Source organism: Alkalimarinus coralli (assembly GCF_023650515.1).
Taxonomy (GTDB): domain Bacteria; phylum Pseudomonadota; class Gammaproteobacteria; order Pseudomonadales; family Oleiphilaceae; genus Alkalimarinus; species Alkalimarinus coralli.
Genome location: NZ_CP096016.1, coordinates 2,042,040 through 2,055,268, shown reverse-complemented (window position 1 = coordinate 2,055,268; position 13,229 = coordinate 2,042,040). Strand labels below are relative to the sequence as shown.

General features: G+C 45.0%; 13 protein-coding genes. 5 read left to right on the top strand and 8 right to left on the bottom strand.

Annotation, left to right across the window (positions count from 1 at the left end):
- Positions 1-21: 21 nt before the first annotated feature.
- The 3 genes from mnmC1 to MY523_RS09095 are packed head-to-tail and all read right to left on the bottom strand — an operon-like array spanning position 22 to position 4,081.
- A complete protein-coding gene (gene mnmC1, locus MY523_RS09105) occupies positions 22-2,187 on the bottom strand; it encodes an FAD-dependent 5-carboxymethylaminomethyl-2-thiouridine(34) oxidoreductase MnmC1 (protein ID WP_250658462.1) in 2,166 nt (721 codons plus the stop codon).
- Positions 2,188-2,222: 35 nt separating this feature from the next.
- A complete protein-coding gene (locus MY523_RS09100) occupies positions 2,223-2,813 on the bottom strand; it encodes a peptidylprolyl isomerase (RefSeq protein ID WP_250658461.1) in 591 nt (196 codons plus the stop codon).
- 44 nt (positions 2,814-2,857) lie between these two features.
- Entirely contained in the window at positions 2,858-4,081 is a 1,224-nt protein-coding gene (locus tag MY523_RS09095) for a GGDEF domain-containing protein (RefSeq protein WP_250658460.1), read from the bottom strand.
- A gap of 263 nt (positions 4,082-4,344) precedes the next feature.
- On the opposite strand from MY523_RS09095, the gene MY523_RS09090 reads away from it, so the two are divergent.
- The gene (locus MY523_RS09090; protein ID WP_250658459.1) at positions 4,345-5,079 is read left to right on the top strand and encodes a cyclic di-GMP-binding domain-containing protein, MshE-related; all 735 of its coding nucleotides are present in this window, start codon (positions 4,345-4,347) and stop codon (positions 5,077-5,079) included.
- A 116-nt stretch (positions 5,080-5,195) separates the two neighbouring features.
- Here MY523_RS09090 and MY523_RS09085 read toward each other — a convergent pair whose 3' ends face one another.
- The 3 genes from MY523_RS09085 to flgA form a co-directional block, all read right to left on the bottom strand.
- The gene (locus tag MY523_RS09085) at positions 5,196-5,669 is read right to left on the bottom strand and encodes a flagella synthesis protein FlgN (RefSeq protein ID WP_250658458.1); all 474 of its coding nucleotides are present in this window, start codon (positions 5,667-5,669) and stop codon (positions 5,196-5,198) included.
- 13 nt (positions 5,670-5,682) lie between these two features.
- Entirely contained in the window at positions 5,683-6,006 is a 324-nt protein-coding gene (gene flgM / locus MY523_RS09080) for a flagellar biosynthesis anti-sigma factor FlgM (RefSeq protein ID WP_250658457.1), read from the bottom strand.
- 201 nt (positions 6,007-6,207) lie between these two features.
- Positions 6,208-6,963, bottom strand: coding sequence for a flagellar basal body P-ring formation chaperone FlgA (gene flgA / locus MY523_RS09075; protein ID WP_250658456.1), 756 nt, complete (start codon positions 6,961-6,963; stop codon positions 6,208-6,210).
- A 169-nt stretch (positions 6,964-7,132) separates the two neighbouring features.
- Here flgA and MY523_RS09070 point away from each other — a divergent pair, with 169 nt between their 5' ends.
- Both MY523_RS09070 and MY523_RS09065 read left to right on the top strand, forming a co-directional pair.
- Entirely contained in the window at positions 7,133-8,068 is a 936-nt protein-coding gene (locus MY523_RS09070) for a chemotaxis protein CheV (RefSeq protein WP_250658455.1), read from the top strand.
- 72 nt (positions 8,069-8,140) lie between these two features.
- Entirely contained in the window at positions 8,141-8,980 is an 840-nt protein-coding gene (locus MY523_RS09065; RefSeq protein ID WP_250658454.1) for a CheR family methyltransferase, read from the top strand.
- Positions 8,981-9,070: 90 nt separating this feature from the next.
- Here the strand turns inward: MY523_RS09065 and MY523_RS09060 are convergent, their stop codons facing one another.
- A complete protein-coding gene (locus MY523_RS09060; protein ID WP_250658453.1) occupies positions 9,071-9,721 on the bottom strand; it encodes a ChrR family anti-sigma-E factor in 651 nt (216 codons plus the stop codon).
- On the bottom strand, positions 9,688-10,290 hold the full coding sequence (locus tag MY523_RS09055) for a sigma-70 family RNA polymerase sigma factor (RefSeq protein WP_250658452.1): 603 nt from the start codon (positions 10,288-10,290) through the stop codon (positions 9,688-9,690). Before MY523_RS09055 ends, MY523_RS09060 begins: the two co-directional genes overlap by 34 nt.
- 490 nt (positions 10,291-10,780) lie before the next feature.
- On the opposite strand from MY523_RS09055, the gene phrB reads away from it, so the two are divergent.
- Positions 10,781-12,229, top strand: coding sequence for a deoxyribodipyrimidine photo-lyase (phrB, locus tag MY523_RS09050; RefSeq protein WP_250658451.1), 1,449 nt, complete (start codon positions 10,781-10,783; stop codon positions 12,227-12,229).
- On the top strand, positions 12,226-13,227 hold the full coding sequence (locus MY523_RS09045) for an acyl-CoA desaturase (RefSeq protein WP_250658450.1): 1,002 nt from the start codon (positions 12,226-12,228) through the stop codon (positions 13,225-13,227). The genes phrB and MY523_RS09045 overlap by 4 nt, the downstream gene beginning before the upstream one ends.
- Positions 13,228-13,229: the final 2 nt, after the last annotated feature.

The window sequence follows — 13,229 nt, the reverse complement described above, 5'->3', positions numbered from 1 at the left end:
GTTTATTTCTTGGTGAGCGCTTTATAACTTTCTCCTGATCAGGTCTCTGATAATAAATCGCGACGGGCTGATGGCCTTAACGATGTCAGCAGAGAGCGGTGTGGGCTCATTGCATATCTGGCTGGCGATAAACTCAGCGGCTAATGGGCATGAGGATAGGCCTTTTGAACCATGGGCTATATTGACAAATAGCCCTTCGTAATAGGCGCCGTTTACGTCAAACTTTGCTTTTGCATCGTTTCTTAGTTTTGAAAAGCGCTCAACCTGCTGTTGTAAAACTGGCGCTTTCCCAATTATTGGGACATAGTCGGGTGAAGTGCACCGCACCGATGCACGGCCTTTTAGTGATGATATCTGATTATCAGACAATAACTCTTTAGCGGAGTGGAGCCAGTCGGTTAACTGGTTAATATTCTTTGTGTGGTCTTCTGCCAGTTCTTCGCTATGGTCGTTTTTAAGATCAAATGTGGCCCCAAAACAAAACTCATTATTTAAACTTGGGCTGATATAACCTTCGCCACACAGTACCTTTTTTAAAGGGTATTCCGCTTTTGATGAGATGACCGATACCTGGCCTCTTATCGGCTTGGTTCGTAAGTGGCTGAGTTGCTCGAATGTTCTCGCGTCGGAGGCAGAGCAAACGACAATATTATTAGCTTTGGCAACAACGCGGTTATCGCTGATTACCGACCATTGTAGTGTTTCTGAGTTCTGAGTGAGTTCCGTAATTTGAGTGTTGTACAGCGTGACAATATCTTTATTGTCGAGCAGTGACTCGCACAATTTTTTCGGAGCGACCCAGCCTGAGTCAGGAAAGTGAATACCGCCATGGCTTAGTTCTACGCCCGCCAAGCGGCTTGCCTGCTCAGGCGTTAAGGGTGTTAACAGGTTCTCTGGGTAATGATTTTTCGCCAAGAACTCTGCTTGTTTGGCCTCTTCTTTATCACTCCAGGCAACTTGTATTAATCCGCAGTTGTTCCAGAATGGTGTTTCTGACTGCTGTTGTGCGCGGCTATAATAGTTCTGGCTGAACAGGAGGTTACTTAACGCGTACTTTGTTTGAATATTAAAATCAGAGGAGAACTTGTTGTAAACCGCCCCCTGAGGGTTGCCTGAGCCACCCGCGCCGGGTTCTTTTTGCTTTTCAACCACTAAAACCTTTAACCCTCTCGTTGCCAGCGCAGTGGCTGTTGATGCGCCTGCTAATCCTGCGCCGACTATAATCACATCGTAGTCGTTTGAAGAGGCATAGCCGCTTGAAGAGGTATAGCCGCTTGAGGAGGTATCGTCGGTTGAGCCAGTATAGTTAGTAGAGGCCGTGCCTTGAACGGTGCCAAGACTGCCTTTTAGCCAAGCGCTGTCAAGCAGACTGTTAAGCTTGCTAATATTTGCAAAAGAGTGACTTGCAGAAGAGTGATTGGCTGACGGAGTTACTTTTGGATTAGTGTCAGCCACGTCGGCCTCTGGAGCCACCAAATAGCCGGTTTGCATCTCTTTCTTACGGCCAAACCCGGGCACCTTTATTACGTTAAAGCCTGCGCCAGACATGCCTCGCCTTATAACACCAGCGATGCTAAAGGTGCTAAAGGTCGCATCCTGAGCACTATGTCGGCCAATTATATTGAATAGCTCAGCACTCCACATGTCCGGGCTTTTGTGAGGGGCAAAACCATCGAGAAACCATGCATCGGCCAGAAACAGTGCATCTTTAAACTGCTCTTCTGCATCGCCAATATAGAGTGTCAGTGTGACCCTCCCTTGTTCAAACACCAAGCGGTGGCAGCCTTTAACTGCCAGAGGATACTGCTCCAGGAGCTGTTCGCTTAGATGGCTGAGTTGAGGCCAATTGTCTAGGGCTTTAGCTAAGTCGGATACCTTAATTGGCGCATTCTCAACGGATACAAAATGCAATGAACGTACTTCGTTGGAATCTCTAATTTTTTGCCAGGCCAGCCAGCAACACAAGAAGTTTAAGCCTGTGCCAAAGCCAATTTCAGCGATAGTGAAATTACTTTTTTGAGTTAAATCCCTGAGTCGATTTTCGATGTTATTGTTGTCAAGAAACACATATTGAGTCTCTTCAAGGCCACTTTCTCGAGAGTAATAAACGTCATCGTGATCTTTTGAAATAGGGTGGCCGACCTCATCCCAGATGAGGTCGGCAGTAGGTACTGAAGGTAACTGCAAAATGGTAACTCGTTAGAATGGAGTAAAGGGCCGAACTATTTGATAACGGACATTTTTTTGATTACGACAGGGTCAACCGGGATATTCGCGTGCATATTACGCCGGGTTGTTTTGACCGTGGCTATTTTATCTACCACATCCATTCCATCAATCACTTTACCAAAACTTGCGTATCCCATGCTCTGTGAGCTGTAGTCAAGGAAGTTGTTGTTGGCAACATTGATAAAAAATTGCGAAGAGGCTGAGTGCGGGTCATTGGTGCGCGCCATTGCGATGGTGCCACGATTATTGTGCAGGCCGTTGGCCGCTTCATTTCTAATTGGAGCCTTCGTAGGTAGTTTATCCATACTCTTATAAAACCCCCCGCCCTGAATCATAAAACCAGGAATGACGCGGTGAAATATAGTCTTGGTGTAAAACCCGCTGTCTACGTAGCTCAGGAAGTTCTTGACAGTAATGGGGGCTTTTTCCGGGTTTAATTTGAGCGTGATATTTCCGTAGTTCGTTTCTATCAGTACCTTGGTATCGCTGACCGCAGATGGGTCGTCGGCAGCGACTGCGATTGAACTGAATATAAAAGACAATGAGAGCAACAGAGATTTAATGAAAGTTGTGTGCCTACGCATTTAAAATACCCTTTGTTAATTTATTGGTGAAGTTGAGGTTGATTTTAATTGCTGCATTTTCCCATTGAAATGCAGTTTTTCCCCTTACGTTTGGATTCGTAAAGTGCATCGTCCGCGCATTTTAACAGATCTTTTATCGATTGTTCCTGATCTGGGATAACTGAACAGTAACCTATGCTAATTGTAAGTCGGTTGCAATGGGATGCATCAGGGTGGTCAATATTAAGCTTGTATATCTCGGTGAGCATATTTTGGGCAACACTTTGCGCAGATTCTGCGTCGCTGTGAGGAAGTGTGGCAATAAACTCTTCTCCTCCATATCTGGCGACTAAATCATCTGGCCGTTTGATGCTCTGGTGCAGCGTTTTACCGATAGCTGATAAGGCATCATCACCTGCCAGGTGACCTTGTGAGTCGTTATACTGCTTGAAGTCATCAACATCAATCATGAGCACGGATATGGGGGTTTTATGCCGGATTGCGCTGAGCCACTCCCGCTCGATATGTTTATTAAAATAGCGCCTGTTATAAAGGCCGGTGAGGCTATCAGAAGTGGATAATTTACGTAGCTCGTCCTGAGTTTTTATCAATTGCTCCTGCTCATGGTTCAGTAACAGAATGCGTAAGAAATTTTTTCTGATCTCGAACTCCATTCTACCATTCACAATCAGGCTGATTATGGTGACGAATGAATAGATAAAAAGTATTTCCGTAACCTGTTCGTGGGATATGTCGGTCAATAAGGTGATAGCAAAGACTTGAGAGGCGAACATTAAAATGGTTGCGGGCAGGGCATAGCTAAACCCGACACGTATAACGTTACTTATAAAGAAAATTGTGACTATGGGGCCAAACTGGTAATGATAATGCCCACTGTTGGCCGCCAAAACGCCAATGAGTACCAATGAAAGATGAATGATCAAACCACCGACACAGAGAATAAGCTGTTGCCAACGGTAAGAAGGGTAGTAGTACGTAAAGCATACCATCGATAGGATAATGACAGCGCCTAACGCTCGAATGGTTGCAACTTGGCTGAATATTTCGGGGATTACCAAATGGTCCGCTATCAAAAAAATAACAAGCCCCAGCCCCCCAAGAATAGGGTATAAACGGTTTTCTAACTGGTAACTCGAAAGCATATATTGAATATACTTAGCTTCAACGATATCGCTAAACCGGTAGAAAAAACGCTTTCTGAAAAGGTATGCCTGAGCCTCCTGAATCAGCTTAATGGGTAAATTAATATCCTGAATTTTAAATGACAATGACTTTTCCTGATGGTATCGGCTGAAGATGCTTTATTTGGCTCTCGAACAGTTATTATAGAATACTTTTTTAAAATGGAAGTTCTACTAACTAACTGATTTACAAAAATATTGTTTTTTCATTTTTTTGCCCTGTATCAAATCGAAAACTGTACTTACATTTCTTAACTAATCGACAAGCTTATCCTGTGTACAAAAACCGCAATACGTACCATTATTCGTGTGGGATCAATACAAACTCAAACACGTTAGAGGTCGGGGATATGATAGCTACAAAAACAAAACAACTAGACAAATCCCGTCTTGGTCGGTTACTGGTTAATCGGGGTTATATTACTGAACAGCAGCTTGATAGCGCACTGGCTCAGCAGAAAAGGACTGGTCAAAGATTAGGTGAGGTGCTGGTTTGCCAAGGCTTGATTACAGACCGAGACCTGGATCGAACGCTAAAGCATCAAAAGCGTTATCGTTATACGGCTGCATTTGTAGCTATGGTTGTAACGCCACTTCAGCCTATGGTTGCGTTTGCCGCTTCAACCCAGACAAGCAACGCCAGCAGTGATGCAATAGCTGGCGAGCAGATTAATGCATTTAAGTCCAAAACTGGCATGAAAGCCCTTGATGATGACTCGTTGGCGGGTGTGACAGCGCAAGGTATCACTGACGACATTCAAAACTTAATGCAGATGGTTAACAACGAAGAGAAGCCAGATTCTGTTAAGGTCTTAAAAAACCTGACGAACGTGTTTGTTCCGGTGACTAATATGTTGGCGTGGGATTCAAAGGTAGAAGGTGTCGTTTATGATACCAGTAAGCCTGGTTTTGAAATGCTCGAACCTGGCAAGATGAAGTTGGCACTCCCTACTCATATTGACAAGATTAGCCTGGAAAATATCAGAGTCGCAGGGGCTGGGCCAACAAGTGCGTCGTTCGGAAGTGTGTATATGAGTGATATTAACTTCTCTGCCGATTCTTCCGTAACCATAACGGTAAGATAATAAACGCATAAGGAGTATTCTTAGTTTCTGTCTCTGTAGTTTAAAGCTCTCAGCAGTCGAGAGACCATTCCAAAGCAAACAGACATTCTAAATTAAAGGCCTGGTCAGTAAATTGATCAGGCCTTTGCTATTGAGTTAAGCCCACCAATAGAGCTTTCTTTGCCTGATGAACCGTAAAGGTTGGGTTTGTTATGCTGCCCTCTCACAATATCCATTAGCTTGTTAACGCGCTTAAGGGAGTGGCTGACGACCTTTCCATTGATGGTGTTTTGATCTTGACAGAATCTTAGCCCTACATTCACCTTTCTCCACAATGCTTGTAGTTCCGGGTCAGGAATATCGGCGATTACTTTTTCAAATTCACCCTTTCTAATCTGATGGCCGGCATCAATGAATAGTTTGGCTTTTTCTTTAGCGCGATGCTCGATGGACTTTATTCGGGAGGATTTTTCGCTGGTTAGTAGCTTGAGAGAGTCGTTAGAGCGCTCTTTTAAAGCAGTGCGCTCTTTGTTTAACAGTTCGCTTAAGCGGGTAAGGTCTTGAATATCTTCTTGCAGCAGAGTCTTGAGTCGATCAATTAAAAGCGGCATAACTTACTTACTCTCAGAAAATGTGTTTCTCCATATCAAGCATTTTCTGGGCCACATTTTCAGGTGAGACAGTATAGCTTCCGTCTTCTAGGGCCGCGCGTATCTTGGCCACTTTATCTGAATCTACCTCAGGTAAGCTTTTCAAGCTCGCTTCAATTTGCTGAAAGTCTTTTGCTTTGCCACTGAAACTTACGCTTTCACCTCTTTTTTCAGTCGGTGCCTGCTGTTTGTCCTGTGCTGAGTTGTCAACTTTTTGACGAGGCTGCTGAGTTTCAACACTCCTGCTTTGGGAGCTACCCGGTCGGTTCGGGTTTATTCCGTTAATGTCGATTGCCATGATCGTAAACCTTTAATTAATAGACTCTGCTTAACTTATCGACCAAACTTTTAAGAACTTTAATAATAAACGTTATTTTATTTCAACGACTGCAATTTAACTATCGAAATAAGCCGCCTCGCTTCTATAATAACATCTGTCACAGGTTCTGTTTATTGGTTTCTGACTCGCTTTAGATAATTCAGTTTGATTGACAACGCATTACATCGGAACAACAACCTGCCCCTTTGATATCACCGTTGCCCTAACGACTCGTTGAGATTTTTTATTTTTCACCGGTATTTGTTGGCCCAGTTTGCCGTCACTCATCGCTGTGCCCATCATCTGAACGGATATCGTGTCTGATAGCGCGCTTATAACAACGGTGTCGCCTCGCGCAACCACTTTAGGGGGTAGTAGCAGCCCTGGATAGAAAACGTCACCGGCCTGGATTGATCGTCGTAAAAGCATTCCTACGATGTTTTGTTGATTAACAAAGTAGCCTTTTCGAAACTTATTGACTTGAATTTCAGCGCGTTCCAGGTCGGACTTTTTTACCCTTTGGCCCCGTGGCAGCGTCTGGCTTGCCACCCAGACCTCTTTGTATATATTAATTTCAGCACCGACAAATATTGACCATCGCTTTTTATCACTGCAAACCACTTTTATTGTATTTTTGTTTCTCTCCAAAGGGTCGCCCTGAAAGGTAAAGGAAAGAGGCGTACTGCATTTTGTGAGATTCAAACGCGGATCAATGTTGCCGATTTTATAATTGGAGCGGTAATTTTTTTCCGAGGCGAGTGTTTGGCTATATTCATCAAGAAAAAAACGGGTCTCTTGAGAAGCCCATTCGCTAAAAGTAGATGCATTAACAGGTGTGATGCTGAAAAGTAACAATAGAACTAAAATAGCTCTGCGAACTTTTAAAAAATGGCCTATGCTAATGAGAAGTAAGCAGTATTTGTCTAAACAAGGCACATGAACACCATTTGACATATTGAATAAGATTGTTTGTAAAGTAAGCAAACAGTGTGCCGATATAAAAAATAGCGGCCAATACGACACAATGTATCGACTATAACGTGTCAATGGACTTTAGCCGTTTGTTTGAATTTTTAGCATTCAGAAAAAAGCAGGGGATACACCTATGGCTGGTGTTTTGGATAGTGTTAACCAGAGAACTCAGCTGGTTGGCGAGAATCGACTTGAGTTGTTGTTGTTTCGATTACGAGGCGAACAGATATACGGTATAAACGTCTTTAAAGTTAAAGAAGTATTGCAGTGTCCAAAGCTCGCAATGATGCCAAAGCGTAACCCCGTGGTGAGAGGCGTTGCTCATATAAGAGGGGGAACTATTCCTATTATGGATATGGGAATGGCGACCGGGCAAGCACCTATACCTGAAGACCAGATAAACAGTAGCTTCGTTATTATTACCGAGTACAACCGTAAAACTCAGGGCTTTCTAGTCGGGGGCGTTGAGCGTATTGTTAACCTGAACTGGGGGGAAATTCACCCACCACCAAAGGGGGCAGGTAAGGAGAATTATCTGACTGCTGTGACTCAGTTAGATGACAAGTTGGTTGAAATTATCGATGTTGAAAAAATTCTCGCAGAAGTATCCCCTGTAGAAGACACCGTCACAGCAGGGATTATTACAGAAGAACAAACAGAAAAGGCGCAGCGTTTTCGGGTGCTGGTGGTTGATGATTCTTTGGTCGCCCGTAAACAGATCCAAAACTGCTTGCAGGCTGTAGGGTTTGAGGTCATCACTAAAAATGATGGTCAGCAGGCGCTCAACTACCTGCGTGAGCAGGCGGAGGCAGGCGTTGACATTAAAGAGCACCTTGCGTTGATGATATCTGATGTTGAAATGCCTGAGATGGATGGTTACACCCTCACAACCAACTGCAAGGCAGACCCTCGATTGGCTGACCTCTATATCATGCTGCATACCTCTCTTAGCGGTGTTTTTAACAAAGCGATGGTTGAAAAGGTGGGGGCAGATGATTTTATGGCTAAGTTCAGCCCGGATGAATTGGCTGAGCGCGTTATGACAGTCGTAGACCAATTACATCACTGACACTCACTAGGTAACATTGCTCACTAGATAACAATATTTTTTGTTTGGACTAAAACATTTATGGTGACACGCTTGAGCTCACCCCCGCCAGGGGCAGCCGACGAATATCAGCAGTTTAGGGACTTTTTGCAGGATGCTTGCGGGATACTGCTGGGCGATAACAAACAATATCTGGTAAAAAGTCGACTAAGGAAAATCATGGAAGAGGAGGGGGTTGAATCCCTTGGGGCGCTGGTTCAGCAATTGAAGAAAATATCTGCCAGAGGGTTGAAAGAGCGGGTGGTCGATGCGATGACCACTAACGAAACGTTGTGGTTTAGGGACAATCATCCGTTTAGAATATTAAGTGATATTTTGCTTCCTGAGTTTGCGGATAAGCGAGGTATTAAGCCCGTTAGAATATGGTCTGCCGCTTGTTCCACAGGCCAAGAGCCATATTCGATGACCATGGTTGCAGATGAGTTTAAACGGGCCAAACCCGGCAAGCTTAAGAATGGTATTCAAGTGGTCGCCACTGATATATCCCAGACAGTGTTGTCCAATGCCAAGTCTGGCGAATACGAGATGCTGGCTATTGGTAGGGGGTTGTCGAAAGAGCGGCTGAATGCCTATTTTACTGAGCAGCAAGCGGGTACGTGGAAAATCAAACCAGAGCTTCGGCGCCAGATTGATTTCAGATTGTTGAATCTGCTGGATCGATATTCAATTCTTGGTAAGTTTGATGTGATTTTTTGCAGAAACGTGCTGATATATTTCTCTGCCGAGCTGAAACTGGATATTCTTTCGCGAATGCATCAAGCACTTAACCCCGGGGGGTATCTGGTTTTGGGTGCATCAGAGTCGCTGAATGGCCTGGCAGACAAATTTGAAATGGTTCAGTGTCGGCCAGGGATTATATATCGCGCTATTTAGCTGGGAGTGGAGGTAGCAGGAAGTGTAAGTAGCTGATAGTGGAGGCGTTATCTATCAAGTCGTTAGCTTTAAGTTTATACCAGCCTTAGCTTAACCCAAAAACGGGTTAAGCATTCGTCCAAAAAAGCCGGTCATTTTCAGCGGCGCATCCAGTACCGCGAAGCAGATGCAATCGCTGTGATCATCTGCTTTAGGTTGGTGTACCGTTTGAGTATCTGCCAGAATAAAATCGCCTTTATGATATTGGCCTGCGTTGTCTGAGAAGCTACCGTCCATCACCAGTGTGAACTCATTTCCTTTATGAGTGTGGACAGGAAGCTCTTTGCCCGCAGCTATTTTGTATAACTTTGCGGTGTAGTGCTGATCAGAAATTGGCAGTTTATACTCTTTGATGCTTTTAGACAGCCCCGTCCATTCCAGCTGGTCGAAGTAACCAGGCACAAAGCGAGTTAATGGTCTTGGTATGCGCGGATCGGCCACTATGCTTGCCTGCTTTAATTTCGACTGATCGGGCTCTGGTTCATCTAATCGTGAAAGCACTTTAGACAGCAGGTTACCGCTGACTTCAACGGGCGGTGTTTCTTGTATTATCTCGCCACCCAGTTGCTCGTAGACTCTTATTCGGTTTCTGCAATCCTGACACGCTTCCAAGTGGCAGGCGACCATAATGCCCAAAGCGTTGGACATTTGTCCTGCGGTAAATTGCATTAAAAGTTCGTCAGAAGGATGATAATTAGCCATGTCATTTGTTCTTTCGCTAAGGTGTCTAACTTTTTCATTGCCAGCCGTAATCGTGACTTAATGGTGCCAAGCGGCAAATCCAGCTCATTCGCAATCTCACTGTGAGGTTTGCCTTCAAAATAAACTTTATAAACAATCTGACGCTGTGATTCTGGCAAGCCATGTAAGAGTGTACGGACAATATTCACATTTAGATCACTTTCTACTTTATTTTCTAAATGTTCAGCATCTGTGTAGGTTTCAGGCCATAGGTCTTCTGATGTTATTAGGTCGGGTCGCTCCTTCCTGACAAAGTCGATGCGTTTATTACGTACGATAGTATACAGCCAAGTGATCGCGGACGCGGTTGCAGGGTTGAACGTATGGGCTTTACGCCACACCGTTAGCATCGCCTCCTGCACGACTTCTTCTGCATCATTTGAATTTGCTCCGCAGCGCATCGCATAAGCTTTGAGGCGCGGAGAGGCTGCGTCAAATAACGCTACAAACGCATTGCGGTCTCTATCGCGTGCAATGCTGATAACAAGGTTATCGAGTGACGGTGAGCTGTCTGCTTGGTGTTGGCTCAATAAGTTGTACCCATGTTTTGTGGCTTTTTCTATAAAAACAGTTGTGATGCCGACATTTTTTATTATGCGTTAATCGGCCACAAAGCTAAACCTACGTATAAACGCAGTCAGTGACTCGAAGCGCCATCTCAAGATACAAGGTTTTCGTTGTTGAGCATAAAGACTACAACAATATATCGCCTACACTGAATAGGTATAACGATAGCACTTTTTACCTAGGTTTGGTGTTGTTTCTGCTTAGACTCAGTTTTTATCACGATTATCGGATAAAAGCTTATTTAAGAGTGATCCGTTTTATCAGTTTCGTCGTAACAACTAATAGTTGCATGGGCAAACGGCTCTTAATCACGATTACTATCTTTGCCCGCGTATGTAACCACAGGGATTTAGGCGTAATTGATAAATAAAATTCGCCTGTTATCAAAAACGATATTGCCGATCACGAATGGGCAACCCTGTTTTTAACTAATGCAATCGAGAGTGTTAAAACATGCACAACCTTGTTTGGTTTAGAAGTGATCTAAGAGTATATGACAACCCGGCATTGACTGCCGCGATGTCACGAGGGAGCGTTGTTGCTGTCTACCTTTTGGCGCAAGACCAATGGGATCAACATTCGGTTTCACCCGCCAAGCGGTCACTGATTGTTAACCAGCTGAAAGCATTGGCTGATGACCTGGCTGAGCTGAATGTACCGTTAAAAGTGGTCGACTGCGGATCATTTGCAGAGTTTTCAGGTGTGCTGAGTGAACAGGCATGCACACTCGGGGTTGAAGCGGTCTACTTTAACAATGAGTATGAAGTTAACGAGAAACAGTGCGCGGCAGAGGTCACCGACAAGCTGGCTTCAATTAACGTTAAGACGTTTGATTTTCACGATAGCTGCATGATCCAACCGGGAAAAATAAGAACCCAGCAAGGGGAGTGTTATAAGGTTTATTCTGCATTTAAACGAGCCTTTATTGCACGACACACCTATGAAGCGCGGCCGATCTTAAACCGGCCCAAGAAACAAGACTATATCGATATTATTACCGACTTGGCCGCCTTGAACGAAGTTGACGTAGACTCGAAGTGGAGTGAACTCTGGCCCGCCGGGGAAGACTACGCACATGACCGGCTAAATCGTTTTGTTGAACATTCTATCAGGCAATATGACCGTCAGCGGGACATTCCATCAATAGAAGGCACGAGCCAACTGTCACCTTATTTGGCGGTAGGGGCCATCACGACTACCCAATGTATGCAGGCTGCTCTGAGCTTAAACGAAGGCAAGCTTGATGATGGCCAACCCGGCGTTTCGGCTTGGATTAACGAGTTAATTTGGCGCGAGTTTTATCGACACCTGTTGGATGAATACCCTCATCTATGCAAGTTTAAGCCGTTTAAGGAGGAGACCGACCGACTGCCATGGAAGCACGATACAGCACTATTCAAAGCATGGGTTGATGGACAGACCGGATACCCTATTGTCGATGCGGCAATGAGGCAGCTAGCTGAAACGGGGTGGATGCACAACCGTCTTCGTATGATCACGGCAATGTTCCTGACCAAACATCTATTTATCGATTGGCGGTGGGGCGAGCGCTACTTTATGGAGCAGCTGGTTGATGGGGATCTTGCATCGAATAACGGTGGCTGGCAATGGAGTGCCTCGACAGGCGTCGATGCCGTGCCATATTTCAGAATTTTTAATCCAACCCGTCAGTCGCAACGGTTTGATAAAAACGGTGACTTTATTCGTTACTACGTCCCTGAACTGGAAGGGCTGGACGATAAATCTATCCATCAGCCTACTCGTCAACAAGCTGAGTATGCAGGCTACCCAACCCCTATTGTTGATCACTCAGCCTCGGTTGCACAAACTAAATTGTGGTTTAAACAGCTATCTGAGCCGGTCTCTGATCTGTTCCGCGATGAGGAGCTTTTTCGCGCATGAATACTCAACCATTTTCAACCACTCAGAGCAAGAGCGTGCTAAGTAATATCGTTCGCTGGTTTGACTCGGAGGGAGCCATCACAGGCGATGATACAGCCCAAAGTAGTCAGCGGCAGATAAACTGGCTTAGGTGTATGCCCTTCGTGATTGTCCATCTGGCCTGTGTGGGGGTTATCTGGACAGGGTGGAGTGTGACGGCGGTAGTATTTTGCTTGGCATTTTTTTGGATAAGAATGTTCGCTGTGACTGCCTTTTACCATCGTCTGTTCTCTCATCGTAGCTTTAAAACCAATCGAGTATGGCAGTTTGTTTTTGCGGTAATTGGCAATTCTGCGTGCCAAAGAGGGCCGCTCTGGTGGGCCTCACATCACCGAAAACACCACAAACACTCCGACCAGGAGCCAGACCTTCATTCGCCGGTCAAACACGGATTCTGGTACAGCCATATAGGGTGGTTTATGTCAGAAGCGGGGTTTAAAACAGATTATTCGGTGATAAAAGATTTAGCCCGCTTCCCTGAGCTGAGGTTTCTCAACCGGTTTGATATTTTAGTGCCTGCTATTTTTGCTGTGCTTATCTACTGTTTAGGCGAGATGATCGCATTTTACTGGCCGCAATCAGGTACCAATGGATGGCAATTACTGGTGTGGGGCTTCTTTGTCTCAACCACCATTTTGTTTCATGCCACCTTTACCATTAACTCTCTCGGTCACGTATGGGGCTCCCGACGCTTCAAAACCAAAGACCAGAGTCGCAACAATCCCTGGCTTGCCATGCTGACGTTAGGTGAGGGGTGGCACAATAATCACCATCGGTTTGCGGTTTCCGCCAGACAGGGGTTCTATTGGTGGGAAGTTGATATTTCGTACTACGTTTTAAAAATATTAAGTTATCTCGGTGTGGTGAGTGATCTTAATCCTGTTCCGCTACGTATATTAGAGGAAGGCAGGGCAAAAACGACATCCGCTAATCCAGCAGGCGACCAAGAGGAGAAGTGATT